At 35.9% G+C, this 19,251-nt stretch carries 22 protein-coding genes; 14 read left to right on the top strand and 8 right to left on the bottom strand.

Features of this window, described 5'->3' with window-relative positions:
* Nucleotides 1-9: 9 nt before the first annotated feature.
* The 3 genes from ACTJIP_RS00500 to ACTJIP_RS00490 all read left to right on the top strand — a co-directional run bounded on the left by ACTJIP_RS00500 (nucleotide 10) and on the right by ACTJIP_RS00490 (nucleotide 1,643).
* Nucleotides 10-639 carry an SGNH/GDSL hydrolase family protein gene (locus tag ACTJIP_RS00500; RefSeq protein WP_440703951.1) on the top strand — a complete coding sequence of 210 codons (630 nt, stop codon included), beginning with the start codon at nucleotides 10-12 and terminating at the stop codon, nucleotides 637-639.
* Nucleotides 639-971, top strand: a complete 333-nt coding sequence (locus ACTJIP_RS00495; RefSeq protein ID WP_440703950.1) for a gamma-glutamylcyclotransferase family protein — start codon at nucleotides 639-641, stop codon at nucleotides 969-971. Before ACTJIP_RS00500 ends, ACTJIP_RS00495 begins: the two co-directional genes overlap by 1 nt.
* A 213-nt stretch (nucleotides 972-1,184) precedes the next feature.
* Entirely contained in the window at nucleotides 1,185-1,643 is a 459-nt protein-coding gene (locus ACTJIP_RS00490; protein WP_077416405.1) for a GyrI-like domain-containing protein, read from the top strand.
* A gap of 81 nt (nucleotides 1,644-1,724) precedes the next feature.
* Here the strand turns inward: ACTJIP_RS00490 and ACTJIP_RS00485 are convergent, their stop codons facing one another.
* Nucleotides 1,725-2,180, bottom strand: coding sequence for a lipocalin family protein (locus ACTJIP_RS00485; protein ID WP_077416407.1), 456 nt, complete (start codon nucleotides 2,178-2,180; stop codon nucleotides 1,725-1,727).
* A gap of 50 nt (nucleotides 2,181-2,230) precedes the next feature.
* Entirely contained in the window at nucleotides 2,231-2,617 is a 387-nt protein-coding gene (locus ACTJIP_RS00480; RefSeq protein WP_077416409.1) for a diacylglycerol kinase family protein, read from the bottom strand.
* A 334-nt stretch (nucleotides 2,618-2,951) separates the two neighbouring features.
* Here ACTJIP_RS00480 and dnaN point away from each other — a divergent pair, with 334 nt between their 5' ends.
* From dnaN to ACTJIP_RS00450, 6 genes are all read left to right on the top strand, one after another.
* Nucleotides 2,952-4,082, top strand: a complete 1,131-nt coding sequence (gene dnaN, locus ACTJIP_RS00475) for a DNA polymerase III subunit beta (protein WP_077416411.1) — start codon at nucleotides 2,952-2,954, stop codon at nucleotides 4,080-4,082.
* A 105-nt stretch (nucleotides 4,083-4,187) separates the two neighbouring features.
* Nucleotides 4,188-5,021, top strand: coding sequence for a M23 family metallopeptidase (locus ACTJIP_RS00470; RefSeq protein WP_077416413.1), 834 nt, complete (start codon nucleotides 4,188-4,190; stop codon nucleotides 5,019-5,021).
* A gap of 60 nt (nucleotides 5,022-5,081) precedes the next feature.
* Nucleotides 5,082-5,912: an AraC family transcriptional regulator gene (locus tag ACTJIP_RS00465; protein WP_077416415.1), complete on the top strand. Its 831-nt coding sequence runs from the start codon at nucleotides 5,082-5,084 to the stop codon at nucleotides 5,910-5,912.
* 63 nt (nucleotides 5,913-5,975) lie between these two features.
* Nucleotides 5,976-6,593 (top strand): DUF417 family protein, encoded by a 618-nt coding sequence (locus tag ACTJIP_RS00460; protein WP_440703949.1) that lies wholly within the window; start codon nucleotides 5,976-5,978, stop codon nucleotides 6,591-6,593.
* Between the two features lie 207 nt (nucleotides 6,594-6,800).
* Nucleotides 6,801-9,203, top strand: coding sequence for a phenylalanine--tRNA ligase subunit beta (pheT, locus tag ACTJIP_RS00455; protein WP_180564009.1), 2,403 nt, complete (start codon nucleotides 6,801-6,803; stop codon nucleotides 9,201-9,203).
* A 530-nt stretch (nucleotides 9,204-9,733) separates the two neighbouring features.
* Complete coding sequence (locus tag ACTJIP_RS00450) at nucleotides 9,734-10,144, top strand: META domain-containing protein (protein WP_180564008.1); 411 nt, start codon at nucleotides 9,734-9,736, stop codon at nucleotides 10,142-10,144.
* A 48-nt stretch (nucleotides 10,145-10,192) separates the two neighbouring features.
* On the opposite strand, the gene ACTJIP_RS00445 is transcribed toward ACTJIP_RS00450, so the two are convergent.
* The 6 genes from ACTJIP_RS00445 to ACTJIP_RS00420 all read right to left on the bottom strand — a co-directional run bounded on the left by ACTJIP_RS00445 (nucleotide 10,193) and on the right by ACTJIP_RS00420 (nucleotide 15,808).
* Nucleotides 10,193-10,432 (bottom strand): hypothetical protein, encoded by a 240-nt coding sequence (locus tag ACTJIP_RS00445; RefSeq protein ID WP_002977986.1) that lies wholly within the window; start codon nucleotides 10,430-10,432, stop codon nucleotides 10,193-10,195.
* Between the two features lie 52 nt (nucleotides 10,433-10,484).
* Complete coding sequence (locus tag ACTJIP_RS00440; RefSeq protein WP_180565750.1) at nucleotides 10,485-11,375, bottom strand: 3-hydroxybutyryl-CoA dehydrogenase; 891 nt, start codon at nucleotides 11,373-11,375, stop codon at nucleotides 10,485-10,487.
* 10 nt (nucleotides 11,376-11,385) lie between these two features.
* A complete protein-coding gene (locus tag ACTJIP_RS00435) occupies nucleotides 11,386-11,796 on the bottom strand; it encodes a hypothetical protein (protein ID WP_077416421.1) in 411 nt (136 codons plus the stop codon).
* Nucleotides 11,797-11,829: 33 nt separating this feature from the next.
* The gene (gene bla-A / locus ACTJIP_RS00430; RefSeq protein WP_440703948.1) at nucleotides 11,830-12,708 is read right to left on the bottom strand and encodes a CGA/CIA family class A beta-lactamase; all 879 of its coding nucleotides are present in this window, start codon (nucleotides 12,706-12,708) and stop codon (nucleotides 11,830-11,832) included.
* 65 nt (nucleotides 12,709-12,773) lie between these two features.
* A complete protein-coding gene (locus tag ACTJIP_RS00425; protein ID WP_440703947.1) occupies nucleotides 12,774-14,504 on the bottom strand; it encodes a cellulase family glycosylhydrolase in 1,731 nt (576 codons plus the stop codon).
* Nucleotides 14,505-14,845: 341 nt separating this feature from the next.
* Nucleotides 14,846-15,808 (bottom strand): Gfo/Idh/MocA family protein, encoded by a 963-nt coding sequence (locus tag ACTJIP_RS00420; protein WP_219072887.1) that lies wholly within the window; start codon nucleotides 15,806-15,808, stop codon nucleotides 14,846-14,848.
* A gap of 134 nt (nucleotides 15,809-15,942) precedes the next feature.
* Here ACTJIP_RS00420 and ACTJIP_RS00415 point away from each other — a divergent pair, with 134 nt between their 5' ends.
* The 5 genes from ACTJIP_RS00415 to ACTJIP_RS00395 all read left to right on the top strand — a co-directional run bounded on the left by ACTJIP_RS00415 (nucleotide 15,943) and on the right by ACTJIP_RS00395 (nucleotide 19,226).
* The gene (locus ACTJIP_RS00415; protein ID WP_180564004.1) at nucleotides 15,943-16,590 is read left to right on the top strand and encodes a hypothetical protein; all 648 of its coding nucleotides are present in this window, start codon (nucleotides 15,943-15,945) and stop codon (nucleotides 16,588-16,590) included.
* 102 nt (nucleotides 16,591-16,692) lie between these two features.
* Entirely contained in the window at nucleotides 16,693-17,343 is a 651-nt protein-coding gene (locus ACTJIP_RS00410; RefSeq protein ID WP_077416433.1) for a protein-L-isoaspartate(D-aspartate) O-methyltransferase, read from the top strand.
* 215 nt (nucleotides 17,344-17,558) lie between these two features.
* Entirely contained in the window at nucleotides 17,559-17,822 is a 264-nt protein-coding gene (locus ACTJIP_RS00405) for a prevent-host-death protein (protein ID WP_077418015.1), read from the top strand.
* A gap of 74 nt (nucleotides 17,823-17,896) precedes the next feature.
* Nucleotides 17,897-18,883, top strand: a complete 987-nt coding sequence (locus ACTJIP_RS00400; protein WP_428168437.1) for a 2-hydroxyacid dehydrogenase — start codon at nucleotides 17,897-17,899, stop codon at nucleotides 18,881-18,883.
* A gap of 49 nt (nucleotides 18,884-18,932) precedes the next feature.
* Nucleotides 18,933-19,226: a hypothetical protein gene (locus ACTJIP_RS00395; RefSeq protein ID WP_077416437.1), complete on the top strand. Its 294-nt coding sequence runs from the start codon at nucleotides 18,933-18,935 to the stop codon at nucleotides 19,224-19,226.
* Nucleotides 19,227-19,251: the final 25 nt, after the last annotated feature.

Genomic DNA, 19,251 nt, shown 5'->3' with positions numbered 1-19,251 from the left:
AAGATTTGAATGAAGAAAATTATTTACGGGCTGTTCTTCGGTGACAGCATTACTTACGGGGAATATGACGGCGTTTTTGGAGGCTGGGTAGATATTTTGAAAAGATATGCCTTGCAGCAATTTCACGAAGGAAATGGAGACGAACTCATCTTATTCAATTTAGGAATTGGAGGAGAAACTACAGAAGGATTGCTGAAAAGAATTCCCCACGAACTCAACGCCAGAAATTCAGCTGACGGAAACATTGTTTTTATAAGCCATGGAGCCAATGATCTTGCCGTAAAAGAAGGAGTACAGATCGTAGATCCTGAAAAATTTAAAAGCAATATGAGTGCTGCCATCGCATATGCCAAAGAATATTCCAACGAAATTTATCTTGTGAGCATTCTCCCTTTCTCTGAAAAAATTGATGGAGTGGTAGTAAGTTCCGGTAAAAAAAGAATCAATGAAGATGTTGTTGTATATAATAAAATACTTAAAGATCTTGCGGCAGAACATTCACTGGGATATATTGATTTTTATGCTGCTTTTCTGGAAGATAAAGAAATTTTATTATCTGCAGACGGAGTACATCCCAACGAAAAAGGCTATGGAATGATGGCTGAGGTTGCCATCCCAATCATTGAAAAATATTTATAATGGCAAATTTATTTTCTTACGGAACTCTGCAGAAAGAACAGGTACAGCTTGAAACCTTCGGAAGACTTTTGCAAGGTGAGAAAGATGTTTTAACAGGATATAAACTGAACAGTCTAGAAATTACAGACCCTGAAGTACTGCGGAAAAGCGGTCAGAAATACCATCCTGTCCTAGAGTTTTCAGGAAACGATGACGATCAGATAGAAGGAGTGCTTTTTGAGGTAACAGAAGCGGAAATCCTACAGGCAGATGCATATGAAGTGGATGACTATAAAAGAATTGAAACTGTTTTTAAATCCGGGAAGAAAGGATTTATTTACGTCGGAAAATAGTCATTGCGAGCAAAGCGAAGCAATCTCAATAAAAAGTTAGTAATTAAATATTCAATAGGAGTGGGTTATTATCCTGAGCGTAGCCGAAGGGAGCCCACCCTTTCCATAAAACACAAATCCACGGCTTTAGCCAAAACTTAAAATACACCAATACTCCTGACATACCCTTGTCACAACCTGTCCTTATATTTGTCCTACAACAAAAATCAAGAAATGAATAACGTGAAAGTGGAACCTTTTAAGGTCATCGGAATCTCAGTAAGAACAACCAATGAAAATGAACAGGCAGCAAAGGATATCCCTGTATTATGGGAAAAAATGATCAATGAGGATATTCTCAATTCAATTCCGAATAGGATAGATAAGACCATTTATTCCATTTATACGGATTACGAAAAAGACCATACAAAGCCTTATACAACAGTTTTGGGATGTAAAGTGGAAAACCTTGACAATATCCCTGAAGGAATGGTTGGGTATTCTTTTGACGGTGGAGATTACGTAAAATTTACCACAAAAGGAGACCTTTCAAAAGGGTTGGTAATCAATGAATGGTTGAAAATATGGGAAATGGACCTGGGAAGAATATTTACAGCTGATTTTGAAATCTATGGAGAAAAAGCACAGAATCCGTCAGATGCGGAAGTTGATATCTTAATCGCGGTGAAATAAAATCAGAAAGAAAATATAGACTGGTCAATAATAAAAGCCTGCCACATTCATATGGGCAGGCTTTTATTATTTCACTATTGATTACTTATATAAAATATATTTTGTATAATCATTAATTCCATCGTTGTTATGATCTTCATTATCAGTCACAAGGAAAATGAATTTGTTAGCAGAAAGTTCAAGTACTTTTGCCGTATTATTTCCTATTGTAATGTCCATATTCGCAGAAGAATAGGTATAACTAAGAGTAGCTTCAGCCTTTTGACATTCGGAATTCACACTGTTATAGTCTGTCATATAATATTTCCCATCATTTTTGAATTCATAAGTGCTCTTCTTCTTGCAGTCATCGGGAGCATATTCTTTTATAACCGTTGTTTTATCAGTGCCGGAAACGGTATATTCAGTTTGTATTTTCCATGTTCCGATAACATTACTTGTAGTATTTCCATTGTTGTCAACAGGTAAAGTATCGCTGTCGTTACTACATGATGAAAGAAGTACCAAGCCCAGAACTCCTGTCAAAATCTTTTTCATAAGTTAATTTTTCGCGAACATAATAAAAAATATTCAGAAGTATCTTGAATTTATAAAAACAGGTGTTTTATTGTTCTTATCAATCTTAAAATATATTTTCCATACACCAGAATCCCAACAATCACTGAGGCAACAGCTGTTAACACAACGGCTCCTGCAGCAATATCTTTAATAAAGCCAATTCTTTTGTCGTAATCAGGCTGGATGATATCACAGATCTTTTCAATAGCCGTATTGAAAATTTCAGCACTTAAAACAGCAAAAGAAGCAATAAGAACCAATGCAGCATCTGTACTGCTTAATTTGAAATAAAAAATAAAGAAGAGATTGACGAAGAAAGCGAGCAGCTCAATCTGGAAATTTCTTTCCGTTTTTATCATCATGAAAACACCCCGGAAAGCATTGAGAAAACTTTTATGAATGGGAGGTTTTTGCATGATTCTGAAACTTTTCAGACAAAGATAGGATTTGTATTTTGATTGGTATGAATTATCTTTTATATTCGAAACAGGATATTATCAAAGAAAATAATCAATATTTACCCTCTTTTGTCTCCAATACCGATGTTTTAAATACGTTTTGAAGAAAAAAAGTACAAATAGAAATCCGGATAAGGTGAATATTTTAATGAATATTACAAGATCAAAAGAATTTTAAGCATAATATCAAGGCTCAAAACAGATTAAGGATATTTGTGAAAAACTCCTCCATATTATTCTTTTCTTTATTGTATCTATTTATTATATTTGTAGAAACTTATTTTATAAATCTATGAAATTTATTATTTCAAGTGGTGAACTGCAGAAGGCGTTGCAAACTGTAAGTGGCGTAATATCAAGCTCTCAATCGAGACCGATTTTAGAAAACTATCTTTTTGAATTAGACGGAAATAATGTTACCATTACAGCATCTGACGGCGAGACAACTCTTGTTACTTCTCTGGAAGTAAAGTCTGATGATACAGGTAAATTTGCTGTTCCTGCTAAAATTTTTCAGGATTTTATCAAGACATATGGCGAACAGCCTCTGACATTTGTTGTAAAAGACAATGCCGAAGGTACGGGAAGCCAGCTTGAGATTTTAGATGAAAAAGATAATTTCGCAGTAGCATTAGACAATGCTGATGATTATCCTGAATTGCCGGAATTTGACGCTTCACAAAGTGTTACAATGCCAGCTGGAGTTTTGTCTGAAGCTTTGACGAATACCCTATTTGCTACAAGTAATGATTCTCTTCGTCCGGTAATGACAGGAGTTCTTTTCCAGTTTGGAGAAAACGAAACCAATTTCGTATCTACAGACTCCCACAGATTGGTGGTATACAAAAGAGCTGATCTGATGAATGCTGAGCCGATGGAGTTTATCATGCCTAAAAAGCCTCTTAACATTTTCAAAAATATCCTGGCAAGTTCCAACGAAGACGTTACGATTGACTTCAATGAGAATATGGCCAAGTTTACTTTTGATAAACATATCTGGATCTGTAGACTGATCGATGGTAAATATCCAAACTATACAGCGGTAATTCCAAAGGAAAATCCAAATGTATTGACGATCAACAGAAACCTTTTATTAGGAGCGATCAAAAGAGCATCTATCATGTCCAATAAATCTACCAATCAGGTAAGATTCAAGCTTTCCGGTAATATTCTTCACCTTCATGCAGAAGATACTGAATATGCAAACAAAGCAGACATGCAGATTCCTTGTGACTACAACGGAGAAGATATCAATATCGGATTCAGCTCTAAATTTTTAACTGAAATGCTGACGATTTTAGGATCTGACGATATCACTATGAAAATGTCTCAACCTAACAGACCAGGGATCATTGAACCACTTGACGGTCTTGAAGAAAATGAAAATATCCTAATGTTATCAATGCCGGTTATCGGGTTGTAATAGTAAGATAACAAATAATAGAAAGCCGGATTTTTCCGGCTTTTTTTGTAATCCCGTATTCCTTTCCTACACATAGTTGTAGTAAGAAAAAACATTTTAATAAACATGAAAAAAATAACAATTCTTATTGTACTACTACCATCTATTGCTTTATTTTCACAAAATACTATTAAGGTTTATCATGAAAAAAAAGGGGATACTTTAAGCCTTTATGCAGATAATCAGGCAATTTATCCAATGTCCTTAGTGTTTGCAGGAGTTCCGGAAGTAGAGAATATGAAAATTCCTAAACCTTTTAAAACAACTCAAGTGATTCCTGCAAAATCGGTGAAAAATAAGATAGGCTTTTTTGTTGTTGCAGACAAAATGAAAAGCTGGAAGGTGAAAAATATCCCAGGTTATATGATGTATATCGGAGATGTTACATTAAAAAATTACGATAAAGATTATCACTATGATTTACCTTTTAAAAAGGGCAGATCATTTAATATTTATCAGGGATATAATGGAACTTTCTCGCATCAGAATGAAAATTCTTTAGATTTTACAATGCTCGAGGGAACCGAAGTCGTTGCTGCGAGAGACGGACTTGTAACAGATCTGGTAAGTACCAGTAATATTGGATGTCCAACAAGAAGTTGTGTAGATAAAGCAAATTATATCACTATTTTACATCCGGACGGAACCTTTGCACAATATTACCATTTAAAGCAAAACGGAGTCAAAATACACATTGGGGATCAGGTGAAAAAAGGAGATGTTATTGGGCTAAGCGGAAATACAGGTTGGAGTAAAGGCCCTCATTTACATTTTGTATGCTATCTTCCAAGAGTAGAAAATGAAAAATATAGGGAAACTCTCAAAACTCTTTTCAGAACAGGGAATGGCAGTAAAGGCGAGTATTTGACAGAGAAGAAAACCTATTCAAAAGAATATTAGATAGTGTCAAATCATTTCATTTATAAATTATTTGATTGATTCGTGTTTAAACAGTATATCATGGAAATAAAAATACAGTCTTACCACACCTCAAATCTTCCGTCAGAATTTACCACTGAAAATTACAGTGTTGTTCTATGGAAAGGTTCCGGTGTTTTCTCCGTGGATGATATTAATTATTCTTACAGCGGATACAATATACTGTTTCTTTCCCCTTACCAGAAGGCTAAATTGGTTTCAGAATCTGATGAGACTATTCATGTCCTTTTCTTCCATGGTGATTATTACTGTATAGAATATCATAAAGAAGAAGTGGCCTGCAACGGGTTTCTTTTCAATAATATTTACCTGAACCCGGGGGTTGAACTGTCAGAAGAAAACTATAACTATATTCTCGAACTTTTTAATCATATCAAAAAAGAAGAATCCGAAAAGCATCAGTTTTCAGAATCCATTATCAAAACTTATATACAGCTTATCCTTGCCATTGGAAGCAAACAGAAAAGCAGTATTGAGAATAGTATGCTTTCTCAGGATAAATTACCCAATAAAAATGCTGCTGAATTTCAGAAACTGCTGGAGGCCCATTTTAAAAATGAAAAGGAGCTGTCATTTTACAGTGACAGATTGAGCATAACCAATAATACACTAAGCAAGGCTGTAAAGAAAGAATTTGCAAAAACACCTACTCAGCTTATCAACGAAAGAATCATCCTGGAATCCAAAAAATTGCTGCATTTAACCTATAGGTCTGTAAAGGAAATTGCTTCAGAGCTTGGATTTACCGACGAATTTTATTTCAGCAGGTATTTTAAAAAATCGGTAGGATGTTCCCCCAAAAAATATAGAGAGCAAGTAGGAATCTCTGTGGTGGCGAAAATGTCCATGTAATGTCCTCAAATATCTATGTTAGGGCTGTAAGCGCGTGAATACCTTTGTTAAAAAATAAATCACATGCAAGACAACAGACTTTACCACCGCTTATTACAATTGGATACGTACTTTTTCAATTTTCTCAGAATTTCAGTTTTTATCGTTATGGCCTGGATTGGAGGCTTGAAAGCATTTCATTATGAAGCTGAAGGAATTGTCCCTTTCGTTGCCAATAGCCCTTTGATGAGTTTTTTCTACAAAAATGCCGGGAATAAAGTTCTTAATGAAGACAAAAAGCTTGTTGCAGAATATACCCTGTACAAAAATCCGGAAGGGAAGGTTATCCGGAAAAATATTGATTGGCATAAAGAAAATAGAACATATACATTTTCTTATGGTTTGGGGGCAATGATCGTAATAATCGGACTTTTGGTGCTGCTGGGGATCTGGTTTCCTAAAATCGGAGCAGTGGGAGGTGCTTTAACGTTTTTGATGTCATTGGTTACCCTGTCATTTTTGGGAACCACTCCCGAAGTGTATGTGCCGAATCTGGGTGGAGATTATCCGACTCCTCAGTTTGGATTTCCCTATTTGTCCGGAGCAGGACGTTTGGTCTTGAAAGATATTATCATGATGACCGGAGGGCTGGTACTATTTTCTGATAGCCTGAAGAAAGTAATGAGACCATCTGACCAATAGATTCATCAATCAGAAGCGGAACTATTAATGAAAATTAATTATCTTAAAGTCGCTTCTAAATTTCTCTATTTCTCAAAAAAACACGACATTTGTAGCTCGAAAAATCACACCGGAATTAGGGGTGGAATTTCAAATAAAAGTTTCAAAATAGAGCAGATGAAACCTTAAGGCTCATTTGACGAATTAAATAAGTAGATAGATAAACAAATGAAAATATCAAACAACTGGCTGAAGGACTTTGTAAAAACGGAATCAAAAACTGAAAGAATCGGTGAATTCCTTACAGATATAGGTCTTGAGGTTGAAGGGATAGATAAATTTGAAAGCGTAAGAGGCAGCCTTGAAGGAATTGTTGTAGGTAAAGTATTAACCTGCGAAAAGCATCCGAATGCTGACAAACTGAAGAAGACAACAGTAGACGTAGGAAACGGAAAAATATTGAATATTGTTTGCGGAGCTCCTAACGTGGAAGCAGGGCAAACCGTTCCTGTAGCCGTTGTCGGAACAAAAATCTATGACAAAACCGGAAACTTTTTTGAAATTAAAGAAGCAAAAATCAGAAGTGAGGTTTCTCAGGGAATGATCTGTGCAGAAGATGAATTAGGTCTGAGCGATGATCACGGAGGAATTATGGTGCTGGACGAAACCAAATATGAGGTAGGGAAAAACTTTGCAGACTATTTTGAGCTGACTAATGATGAGGTATTTGAAATCGGGTTAACACCGAACAGAACAGATGCCATGTCTCACTATGGGGTTGCAAGAGATTTACATGCTTATCTTTCTACAAACCAACTGAAGTCTCAATTCAATAAAGTAGCTTCCGAAGTTTTGAATAATGAGGGAACTCATGATTTCAAACTGGAAATTGAAGATGCTGAATTGTGTCCAAGATATATTGGAGCCGTTATTGAAGACGTAAAAGTAGCAGAATCTCCATCTTGGTTAAAAGACAGACTAAAAGCGATCGGGCTAAGCCCGATTAACAACGTTGTAGATATTACAAACTATATTCTTCATGGGTACGGACAGCCGCTTCACGCATTTGATGCAGATAAAATTGCAGACAAGAAAGTGAAAGTAGGTGTCGTAAAACCGGGAACGAAATTTACCACTTTAGACGGGGTTGAAAGAACATTGAATGGTTCTGAAATCATGATCAAAGACGGTAAAGATAATCCAATGTGTATCGCCGGAGTATTCGGTGGTGAAAATTCCGGAGTATCGGAAACTACAAAAACCATATTCCTTGAAAGTGCTTATTTCAATCCGATTGCAGTAAGAAAAGGAGCAAAAGCCCATAGCCTGAATACAGATGCTTCTTTCAGATTTGAAAGAGGAGTAGACCCGAACCTTACAAGAACGGCAATTACTCATGCTATTAAAATGATTCAGGAAATAGCTGAAGGAAAATTGGTAGGAGACCTGTTGGAAGAATATCCTAAGAAAATAGAAGATAACTATGTGATTATTAGATTCTCTAAAATTGAGCAGATTTTAGGAACAAAAATTCACAGAGAAAAAGTAAAGGAAATCTTGAAAGCACTGGAAATTCAGGTTTTAAATGAAATTCCTAACGGTTTTGAAATCTCTGTTCCTGCTTACAGAGCAGATGTGACAAGAGAAATTGATGTCATTGAAGAAATCTTAAGAATCTACGGATACAATAAAATTGATGCTCCACAGAAGTTTTCATTTACGCCAGTTAAGCTTAGTACTAACGATCAGGATGAACTGGAAAATAACTGGGCAAGATCTTTACAAAGCATTGGTTTCAATGAAGTAATGAATAACTCATTGACTTCTGTAAAAGATGAAACTGATGCCGTAAAACTGTTAAATCCTTTAAGCGGGGATTTAGCATTCATGAGAAAGTCTTTATTGGAAGGACTTCTTCAGAATACAGTATACAATATCAACAGAAAGAATCAAGATATCAAATTCTTCGAATTAGGAAAAATTTATCACAAAAAAGATAAATACGAAGAAAGAAAACAATTGGCTTTGTTGGTTTCCGGAAGAGATGTTGCAGAAAACTGGCTTCAGCCTAAGTCTGCTGTAAGTTTCTATAACCTTAAGGCTTATGTAAAAGTTTTATTGGAAAGACTTGCTGTAGATTATAAAGAAGGTGCTTTGTCTGATGAGAGATTCTCTGATGCATTGGTATATGAAGTGGATGGCAAAGCTTTGGTAAGAATCGGAAAAGTGGCACCAGCTCTGTTAAAAGACTTTGATATTGATCAGGATTGTTTCTATGCAGAAATTGAACTGGAATATGCTCAGGAACTGCGTTCTAAAAACGAATTGAAATTTAAAGACATTCCGAAATTCAACAAAATCAGAAGAGACTTAGCTTTATTGATTGATAAAAATGTAAACTATCAGGATTTATATCAGACTGCTAAAAAGAATAAATCTCCATTCATTAAGAGTGTTAATCTATTCGATGTGTATGAAGGTAAGAATCTTCCTGAAGGTAAGAAGTCTTATGCAATGAGCTTCGAGCTGTTAAACGAAGAAAAAACATTGGAAGAAAAGGAAATCACAGAAGTAATGGATTCTCTGATCAAAGCTTTCCAGAAAGAATTCAATGCAGAATTGAGATCTTAATACTTGAAAATATATATTTCACAATATAATAGAAACGGACTTTTTAAAGTCCGTTTTTTTGTTTTAAGAATGTTGTTAGGGTTTGGCTAAAGCCATTTGAATGTAAAAGGGGGCTTCCTTCGTCTACGCTCAGGATTATAACCGATTCCTATTGAATTGAATTGTATTGTATATTTTCTTATGATTCGATATTTGGTCTATCCATAATCCTTGTCACTCCGTAGAAGTCTCGGCACAGTATGTTTTCAGATACTAAGCATAATATAGATTCTTTCAAAATGACAAAGTTACCGTTGAAATTTCATCAAAGATAAAATCCTTGCGCCTTAGAAGCGTTCCTGATTAAAACCATTTGCACCATTGCGTTAAGCTTTACAATGCCGGTTTATGATAATGAATACTCCTTTTTATTGCTAAAATTAGAACAGAAAAAATTTCAAAATGTCAACTGTTAAAGAATAATAAAATTCACCGCAGCCCGTTTAAATAATATAATTTCCGTAAATTTGGATTAATTCAAAAAGAAAAAAATGAAAAATCTTTTTTTAAGTATATGTGCAGCAGCAGTACTGGCATCATGTGGATCCATGACAAGCCCGTCTGCATCTAAAGTAGGAAAGGCTCAGCCTGCTCTTGCCAATACAAAATGGACTCTGGCTGAAAGTGTAAAAGGTAAGGTTCCGACATTAAATATTGAAGGAGAGAAAATTACAGGAAATGCAGGGTGTAACAACTATTTCGGAACAGCTTCAATAGATCCGTCTACAGGTGGTTTTACAGCCGGGCAAATGGGATCTACAAAAATGATGTGCAACAACATCGGAGTTGAGCAGAACTTTATGGATATGATGGGAAAAGCAAATAAATATGTGATTTCCGGAAATACTTTAGAATTGTATAAAGACAATCTCTTGCTATTGAAATTCACTAAATCAGAATAAAAAACAAAAGGAACTCAATTGAGTTCCTTTTTTATGTTTAGAGTGTTATTAATCTTCCTCTTCTTCGTCGTACTTAGCCAACTCTTCGTCGCACCATTTAAACGCTGCTTCTACTACTTTAGTAGCTTCGTCTGCCATAGTTTCTTCATCATCACCTTCAAGATCATCTAACCACTCAACTTCTTCTTCCTCAACGTTTAAGATAAATCTTGGGTATTCTGTATGAACTACGAATAGATCTTCTGGAAACTCCGAATTATCTGCTAATAAAAACTTTGGTAATTTCATTTTTTTAATGTTTTAACTTTCTCAAAGATAAATAAAATTATTGACTTTAAAATTACTTCAAAAACATTTTTGAAACTTTTTCAGCTTTTTTGCTTTCAGAATAATCGTAGAATCCTTCCCCTGATTTTACACCAAGTTTCCCTGCTGTTACCATATTTACAAGCAATGGGTTAGGGGCATACTTTGGATTTTTGAAACCATCATACATTACATTCAGGATGGCAAGACATACATCAAGACCAATGAAGTCTGCCAGCTGAAGCGGGCCCATTGGATGTGCCATTCCCAATTTCATTACTGTATCAATTTCTTCTACACCAGCCACTCCGTTATAAAGAGTTTCGATAGATTCATTAATCATTGGCATCAAAATTCTGTTGGCCACGAAACCTGGATAGTCATTCACTTCTACAGGAACTTTACTCAAAGTTTTGCTCATTTCATAGATTGCATCAAAAGTTTCTTTAGAAGTAGAATATCCTTTGATGATTTCTACCAGTTTCATAATCGGAACCGGGTTCATGAAGTGCATCCCGATTACTTTATCAGCTCTTTTTGTAGCAGCAGCAATTTTTGTGATAGATATAGATGAAGTATTAGTTGCAAGGATACAGCCTTCAGGAGCCAGTTCATCCATTTGGCCAAAGATCTTCAGTTTAAGGTCCATGTTTTCTGTAGCAGCCTCTACAATAAGGTCTGCAGCGCCTACTGCATCATTCAATGCTGTGAAAGTAGTGATGTTTCCCAGCGTTTCAGCTTTTTGCTCTTCTGTAAGATTTCCTTTAGCAATGATTCTGTCAAGATTGGTAGTAATGGTTTTCAAACCTCTGTCCAGAGCTTCCTGAGATACATCTACAAGATTTACTTTAAAACCGCTTTGTGCGAAAGTATGTGCAATACCATTTCCCATGGTTCCCGCTCCGATAACTACAATGTTTTTGATCATTTTTCCTTTATTTTTTATAGATAGTTAAATTTTTTACGTCAATAAGATCTGTTTGAGAAACAACAGTTGCCGAATCAAAGAAAACGTTTCCTGTATTTTGGGTTTTCTTACTGTTGTTCTGATTAGAAACAGTAGCCGTTAATCCTCTTATAAGACGGCTTTTTTGATTTTTTGTAAGATAGTCAGTACCAACATATAATGTAAATTCACCTTCTCTGCCTCTGCCTTTCTGTAAAAGAATTTCCAGGCTTTTTACCCTGCTTTTGTTCTTGAATTCCTTCAGATAGCTGATGACAGGTTTATCAGATGGCGGGCCGCAGCATACACTTCCATAGCTGATCTCTAAATAATTCTGATTCTTCTGTGAGTAAAAGAATGTGAAAGCCAGCAGAGCCGTTGTTACTATTATTTTTTTCATGTTAAAAATCGCTTTAAAAATAAGCTTAAAATTTTATTTATTAAAATATTCCCAAACCTCCTTAGAAATATCAGAAATCATCCTGCAGTTTACCGCATCCGTTTCCATTGAGTTACTGACAAATACAGCTAATGCATAATGTGTCCCATTTGGTAAAGTAACGATGCCAATTTCATTTTCCGCCCCTGTTAAACCAGCCTTATTTTTTCCGGAAGCTCCCGTTTTTCTGGCCACAGGAGTGTTTTTTGGAAGTTGTTCTACCATTTTGTTTAATCCTGTTGAAGTAGACAGCATTACCTGCATCAGATAATCTGTTGATTTTTTTGATAATAATTTTCCATCATAAAACTTTTTCAGGACATGAACTGCAGATTTTGTAGTGCTATAATTTTCATACTGAGCCTTCCAGTCTTTATGCATTCCCTCTTCATTATATTTGATCTGAAAACCCTTCACCCCTTTGGAATCCATGAATTTTTGTACGGGCTGGGTTCCTCCCAATAACTTAAGAAGAATATCGCAGCCATTATTATCACTTTTGGCAACAGTATATTCAATCACTTCACTTAACGGAACTTCAACATTGCCTCCCGGATACTTATCACGAAACGGCGACCATGTATTTTCAAGTAAATTTGATTTGTTCAGTACAATTTTCTGATCTAACGAAAGCTTTCCCTGATCTACAGCATTCAGAACTGCAGCTGCAATGTGGAATTTGAAGACACTTTGCATCGGAAGATTCTTATCTGCATTTTTATCATAGGTAAAACCATTTTCAAAACCCAGAACAGCAACTCCCACTGTTGCTTTTTTGTTTTTAAGAATTGAATGTATTTTTTGTTCCAATAGCGATGTCTGAGCAAATGTAAATGCAGAAATCAGAAGAAAAAGAAATGCTGTTTTTTTCATAATACCGAAATTAAAAAGCTCTCCTTTGAAGACCAAAAGAGAGCTGCAATTTAAGATATTTATTACTATTTTACTTCAAAATAATTCAGATTGACCCCATCATTTTCAAAGAATATTCTGATCTTGTTTTCCCCCTTCTGAAGGCTGATGTTTTTAACAGAAGCCGTTTTCCAGTTCTCATTTCCTCCACTGGAAGCTAATAATATGGTAGCTAAAACTTTTCCGGAAGCTGTCTCAATCCTTATTTTTGAATCACTGGCTGCCGCATAGCGGATGTCAAATGTATAATTTTTGTCTCCTTTTGACTGAACAGTATACTGGAGCCATTCCCCGGATTCTGTTTTCCCCACATAATACTGATTGGTGATTTGATCATTACACTTATAAATGTCTACACCGTCATTTCTCATCTGCTGTCCGGAGTTCCATTCTGATCTTTTGGCAGGGTCACTTACCCATAGATTAATGAAATCTTTATCCAGATAGGCAGAACCCATTTTACCCAGATCATATTCTGAAGCAAATATCCTTCCCGGAACCTGATGATTTTTAAAAGGTTTTGTTGAAGCATCAGTTGTCTGCCTGAACATCGCATCAATAACATCTTTTTTGACTTCTGTATTGCTCAGTTTATAGTTGTCAGCAATCTGTAGTAAAGCTTTTTTTGCATACTCTTTAGACGGTTTTTCACCACCGTTTTTCCAGTAATCCAGTAGTTTTTCATATTCAGGTGTGATCCTGACATTGGTAATTCCTGCAATATTATCAATCTTTTTCATCGGCCAGAATGCATACCCGATATTATGTTTATCCAAAAGTTGGATTAGCTCAGTAAACCAAACATTGGAATTTTCACCTGTTTCACCCAGCCAGATAGGCATATTATGCTTTTCTCTGAGATCCAGTGCAAATTTCAGTGTTTGATCATCATTGTAGTTCCAGTATTTATGGAAGCTGAAAGCCATATTGTTGTCCCAGATAGCCGGCAGCCCGTTATAATTATTCCCCCAGCCGTTTCCTTCAATGAAAATTATATGCTTTTTATCAACCTCTCTGATTGCTGCTGTAATATCCTTCTGAAGTTTCCAAAGCGGGGCATTAGACATTTCATCTGTACCATTAGGGTTTTTACCTGTGAAATTAATATTAGGCTCATTAATCAGGTCGTAGCCGCCAATCCATGGGCTGTCTTTATATCGTTCAGCCAGTTTTTTCCAGAATGCTATGGTTTTTCTCTGATTTTCTTCATTGGCCCAAAGTGAAGGTTTAGACTTATCATTATCAGAAATATTGACATCATTTCCCTGTCCGCCCGGAGCAGCATGAAGATCCAGGATGAGGTAGATTTTATTAACGGCACACCATTGAAGCAGGTCATCGGTCATTTTAAAACCCTCTTCCAGCCATGTATCTTTTCCTTTTACAGGTTCTTTTTCAATCGGAAGTGTGTAAAGATTATAATGCATGGGAAGGCGTATTGAATTGAATCCGGATTTTGCCAGAAAATCAATATCCTGTTTGGTGATTCCGTTTTTCAGATAAGCTTTGTAGAATTCATTCATTCCGTCTTCACCAACTAAATCCGCAATTTTTTCCTTAATCTTATACTGAGGGCCGGCAAAGTCAGCTGTTTTCAGCATGTATCCTTCCTGAAGCATCCAGCCGCCCGGGCCCAGGCCTCTCAATTGGATATTTTCACCTTTATCATTAACGATTTTCTGTCCTGAAGTCTTTAATAATTGTGATGTCCCAAATTGAGACAATAAAAGTACGGATATTACAATAGCTCTTTTCATAATGGTTTCAATGGTTTAAAATAATAGGATAATTAGAGGTTATAATGAATGACGACATTACAAAATGAATCTGTATTCAGATCATTTATGGGGTCATATATCCATATATGTAAAACAAAATCTTTCAATATTGTATTGAATTGTTCTTCAAATATATTGTTTTTTTGTTTTGAAAAGGATTTTTTATTGATAAATCAGTAATTTTTAACGAAAAAAATATTAAAGTTTAAAGATCCTGATAAATGTAATGGCCTATTTGAAAACTAAAAATGCTACCTCATAATCATTTTTCGAATATAAGATAGCACTATATGTATGGCTGTGATAAAAACAGCATATTTTTAGGTGATCAGCTTCATGATTTGCAAAGCAATTTTCAATGCTTCAGTTCCGTCTTCAAGAGAAACCTCTACATTTTTACCACTGGTGATGGCATCTGCGAAAGAATTTAACTCATCCAAAATAGCATTGTTGGACTGAATATTTGGGTATTCAAACAAGATCTGATTCTTTTCTCCATCTGCATTTTCAATGATCATATCAAATGGAGTAGGGTTTTCAGGAGCATCTTTCATTCTGATCACTTCGGCCTTTTTCTCAAGGAAGTCTACAGAGATATAAGCATCTTTCTGGAAGAATCTGCTTTTTCTCATCGCCTTCATAGAAATTCTGGAAGTCGTAAGATTGGCAACACATCCGTTTTCAAACTCTATCCTTGCATTGGCGATATCCGGAGTCTTGCTTACCACACAAACACCGCTTGCGTGAATGTTTTTAACCTTAGATTTAGCCATGCTCAATAGAATATCCAGATCATGGATCATAAGGTCCAGTACTACAGAAACGTCTGTCCCGCGGGGATTGAATTCTGCCAGTCTGTGAATTTCAATAAACATCGGATTGCTGATATATTCCTTAGTGGCAATAAAAGCAGGATTGTATCTCTCAACGTGTCCTACCTGTGCTTTAATTCCTTTTTCCTGGCATAAACGTAAAATTTCTTCTGCCTGCTCAAGAGTCTGGGTTACCGGTTTTTCAATAAAGAAATGCAGCCCTTTTTCAATGGCTTTTAAAGCATAATCATAATGGTAAACTGTGGGAGTGACAATATCAAGCATGTCAATCTGCTCAAGCAATTCATCAAAATTTTCAAAATATTTATATCCGAATTCGGCTTCTAATTTCTTTCCGTTTTCAATATCTTTATCATGGAAACCTACAAATTCATATCTATCTGATTGATTAAGAAGTTTTAAATGTATTTTCCCCAAGTGTCCGGCACCTACCAAACCTGCTTTTAACATAGCTGTATTAAATTTTTGTAAAGATAGTGAATGTACATTTATAAAATACATGACTTTTCACTTGGAAATATTTAAGTTTGAACGCATGTATTCATTAAAGAAATTACAGTAAATTCACGGTCAGAAAAATAACGATGAAAAGAATAATTTCGATATTACTCATCTTAGGATTATGTACTGCCGGATGTATAGGAGATAGTCCATATGACCCGCAGGCTAAATGTGGAACTCCAGAAAATCTGATATTTGAAAAAGGAAGTAACCAGCTTTCCTGGAATATGATTAGCCAGGGCGAAGGATATTATGAAATACAGTATGGAGAGCAAGGTTTTACTTTAGGAAATGGAACCACAGTTGTAACCTATAAGAATTCCTATAGTCTTCCATTGTATAAGAATAATAAATATGACCTTTACGTAAGAAAAAACTGCGGAATAGACAATGGCCGGAGCAACTGGGCGGGACCTATTACTGTTTTGGCAAGTAGTACGACAACTTGTGTACAGCCAGCGTATGCAACGTATACCAAAACGACTTCCTCCACGCTTTCTTCTACTTTTGATGCTACAGTATCCTGGGATAATGATGGTGTTTCTGCATATGAAACTGTTTTAACGATAAGTTCGGCACCTCCTGCGAGTGGACAGTTAACAATTGCAGGTCAAAAAGCCATCTATACAGGACTAAGTAAAACCCAGAACTATAACTTTTTCGTCAGAAAAAGATGTGCTGATAATACCTTTAGCGCGTTTTACGGACCTTATCCTATAAAATGGAATTAAGAAACAAAAATAAAGCAGTCATTTTTTTGATTGCTCCTTTTTTGTGGATAATTCTTTTCTCCAATTTGTAAAATCTAATTTCTAATTTCTTACTTTTGTCAAATGCAGGATTCGTTTGTACATAAAGGAAAAAGAAAGATTTTAGTTGAATATCTTCGACAGAGAATTGGAATTTCGGATGAAAATGTACTTCGGGCGATGAGTGAAGTTCCGAGACACCTTTTTATCGAAAGTATTTTTGAAGACTTTGCCTATGAAGACAGAGCATTTCCCATTCTCGCACATCAAACCATTTCCCATCCTTCCACGGTAGCAGAACAGTCTGAACTGTTGAAGGTGAAACCAGGTGAAAAAATACTGGAAATCGGAACAGGATGTGGATACCAGACTGCTGTTCTGATGGCGATGAAAGCTCATGTATACACCGTTGAAAGACAGAAAGATCTGTTTGATTTTTCTAAAAAGAAGCTCAGAGAGCTTCATTTGTTTCCAAAATTCCAAAGTTTTGGAGATGGTTTTGCCGGGCTTCCTACTTTTGCTCCTTTTGATAAAATAATCGTAACGTGTGGAGCTTCCACATTACCGACAGAACTTTTGAAACAACTGAATGTCGGAGGAATAATGGTGATTCCATTGGGCCCAACAGATGAACAGGTTTTATACCGATTTACAAAAGTAGGCCCTACAGAATTTGAAAAAGAAGAATTCGGGGCTTATAAATTTGTGCCGATGCTTGGAAATACCAACCAATAATAACGGAATTGGTAGAAGAACTGGTGTTTGAGACCAGTTCCATCGAATACCAATCTTATCAATAGGAACGGACTATCATCCTGAGCGGAGACGAAGGGAGTCCGTTTTTTTATCAACATACATTCTATCGGCTTAGCCAAAATTTAAAATATTTTAACTCATTTCGGAATGAAAATTGGACTCATATGAGAACCCAATCACTAAAATCTATTATTATGGATACGAACAGATTCAAAGCATCACATGATTTTAGTAATCTTCAGAAAAACCTGAATAATAATCCGGGATATAACGCAGAAAGTTATTCCCAGCAGGTAAAAGATTACATTCATGACATGAAAAGCAGGAATCAGGAAGCGACCAAACAGGGATTTATGACACAAGCTCAGAAATCTGCGAAAGAAGTTTGGACAGAAATTCAGGAAATTGCTTCTGAAGCCTGGGAGAAGAACAATGACCGTTCATATGAAAAGAAATAATTTTTAATATTAAAGTTCAGGAACCTTACTTTTTGCGAGTGAGGTTTTTTATTTAGAATCATTAATCCATAACGATGAAAGTCTTTATCAATAAAAAAATTCCCGAAACAGGAATTAAAATGCTGGAAGAAGCAGGACTGGAAATTACAGTTGCTGAAAAAGAAAACCTTTCTTATAAAGAATGGCTGAATTACTGTAAAAATACCGATACTATTTTAAGTATTGGCGCAGAATTTAAATATGACAAGAATTTCTTTGAAGCCTGCCCCAATGTGAAAGCCATTGCTTTATATTCTGTGGGGTTTGATCATGTAGATATCAAAGAAGCTACCCAAAGGAATATTCCGGTGGGCAATACTCCTGATGTTTTGAGCAGGGCAACTTCAGACGTTGCTTTTTTACTCATGCAGTCCGTAGCGAGAAGAGCAAGCTTCAATTTCCGGAAAGTAAAAGATGGAAGCTGGGGTACATTTGATCCTTTGCATGCCTTAGGACAGGAGCTTTATGGGAAAACCCTGGGGATTTTTGGACTTGGTCGTATCGGTTATGAAATGGCTGAGAAATCTAAGAAAGCTTTTGGAATGAATATCATTTATCACAACCGTCATCATAATGAAGAAGCGGAACAGGAATTGGGAGCAGCTTATGTTTCTTTTGAAGAGCTGATCAAAAACTCGGATGTATTGAGTGTTCATGCCAATTTTACTCCTGAACATAAAGAATTATTCAATGAGTCTATATTTGAACAGATGAAGCCGGATGCTATTTTCATCAATACCGCCAGAGGTGGTTTCCACAATCAGAAAGATTTGTACCAGGCGTTGGTTGATCAGAAAATCTGGGGAGCGGGTCTTGATGTTACCAACCCGGAACCTATGTCAACAGACGATCCTATTCTTGAACTTTCAAGTGTTTGTATCTTGCCACACATTGGTTCTGCCACTATTGAAGCCCGAAACGGGATGGCAAGACTGGCTGCAGGAAATATCATCGCTTTTTCGAAAAATGAAAAAATGCCGTATTGTGCAAATCCTGACGTTTATTCTGCCCATTCATTATAACTTGGAATTATTTTTGTTCTGATTATATAAACCTAAAATCTTAAACATCATGGCACCAGAGAAAAATATTAATCAACAGAACAAGAGGTTAGAACAGATGGATTATAACCCTAATGAAGATATATTTAAGAGAGAAAAGCATATTTCGCTTGATGGAGACGGCAATCCTATTTTAGATGAAGATTTTGATGAGGATAAAATAGATAAAGGCTTAGATATTCCAGGAGCCGATGACGATGATGAAATGGAAGAAATAGGGGAAGAAGATGAAGAGAACAACTACTGGAGTCTCAGCGATAATGAAGATGACCATGAAGAAGAAAATGATGATGTTTTAACCTAAACTTTGATGATAACAGACTAGCCTT

The sequence above is a fragment of the Chryseobacterium sp. 22543 genome (assembly GCF_052044565.1).
Classification (GTDB): Bacteria; Bacteroidota; Bacteroidia; order Flavobacteriales; family Weeksellaceae; genus Chryseobacterium.
Note: the sequence above shows the minus strand (reverse complement) of the source record. Positions and strands in the feature narration are given on the sequence as shown.

Excerpts from the sequence above, each read along its gene's own strand:
- ACTJIP_RS00410 (WP_077416433.1), top strand. The coding sequence starts at position 16,693 with ATGCAGGATTCGTTTGTACATAAAGGAAAAAGAAAGATTTTAGTTGAA.
- ACTJIP_RS00490 (WP_077416405.1), top strand. The coding sequence starts at position 1,185 with ATGAATAACGTGAAAGTGGAACCTTTTAAGGTCATCGGAATCTCAGTA.
- ACTJIP_RS00450 (WP_180564008.1), top strand. The coding sequence starts at position 9,734 with ATGAAAAATCTTTTTTTAAGTATATGTGCAGCAGCAGTACTGGCATCA.
- ACTJIP_RS00500 (WP_440703951.1), top strand. The coding sequence starts at position 10 with ATGAAGAAAATTATTTACGGGCTGTTCTTCGGTGACAGCATTACTTAC.
- ACTJIP_RS00470 (WP_077416413.1), top strand. The coding sequence starts at position 4,188 with ATGAAAAAAATAACAATTCTTATTGTACTACTACCATCTATTGCTTTA.
- ACTJIP_RS00445 (WP_002977986.1), bottom strand. The coding sequence starts at position 10,432 with ATGAAATTACCAAAGTTTTTATTAGCAGATAATTCGGAGTTTCCAGAA.
- ACTJIP_RS00460 (WP_440703949.1), top strand. The coding sequence starts at position 5,976 with ATGCAAGACAACAGACTTTACCACCGCTTATTACAATTGGATACGTAC.
- pheT (WP_180564009.1), top strand. The coding sequence starts at position 6,801 with ATGAAAATATCAAACAACTGGCTGAAGGACTTTGTAAAAACGGAATCA.
- ACTJIP_RS00480 (WP_077416409.1), bottom strand. The coding sequence starts at position 2,617 with ATGCAAAAACCTCCCATTCATAAAAGTTTTCTCAATGCTTTCCGGGGT.
- ACTJIP_RS00400 (WP_428168437.1), top strand. The coding sequence starts at position 17,897 with ATGAAAGTCTTTATCAATAAAAAAATTCCCGAAACAGGAATTAAAATG.
- ACTJIP_RS00465 (WP_077416415.1), top strand. The coding sequence starts at position 5,082 with ATGGAAATAAAAATACAGTCTTACCACACCTCAAATCTTCCGTCAGAA.
- ACTJIP_RS00425 (WP_440703947.1), bottom strand. The coding sequence starts at position 14,504 with ATGAAAAGAGCTATTGTAATATCCGTACTTTTATTGTCTCAATTTGGG.
- ACTJIP_RS00415 (WP_180564004.1), top strand. The coding sequence starts at position 15,943 with ATGAAAAGAATAATTTCGATATTACTCATCTTAGGATTATGTACTGCC.
- ACTJIP_RS00405 (WP_077418015.1), top strand. The coding sequence starts at position 17,559 with ATGGATACGAACAGATTCAAAGCATCACATGATTTTAGTAATCTTCAG.
- ACTJIP_RS00395 (WP_077416437.1), top strand. The coding sequence starts at position 18,933 with ATGGCACCAGAGAAAAATATTAATCAACAGAACAAGAGGTTAGAACAG.
- ACTJIP_RS00485 (WP_077416407.1), bottom strand. The coding sequence starts at position 2,180 with ATGAAAAAGATTTTGACAGGAGTTCTGGGCTTGGTACTTCTTTCATCA.
- dnaN (WP_077416411.1), top strand. The coding sequence starts at position 2,952 with ATGAAATTTATTATTTCAAGTGGTGAACTGCAGAAGGCGTTGCAAACT.
- ACTJIP_RS00495 (WP_440703950.1), top strand. The coding sequence starts at position 639 with ATGGCAAATTTATTTTCTTACGGAACTCTGCAGAAAGAACAGGTACAG.
- ACTJIP_RS00420 (WP_219072887.1), bottom strand. The coding sequence starts at position 15,808 with ATGTTAAAAGCAGGTTTGGTAGGTGCCGGACACTTGGGGAAAATACAT.
- ACTJIP_RS00435 (WP_077416421.1), bottom strand. The coding sequence starts at position 11,796 with ATGAAAAAAATAATAGTAACAACGGCTCTGCTGGCTTTCACATTCTTT.
- bla-A (WP_440703948.1), bottom strand. The coding sequence starts at position 12,708 with ATGAAAAAAACAGCATTTCTTTTTCTTCTGATTTCTGCATTTACATTT.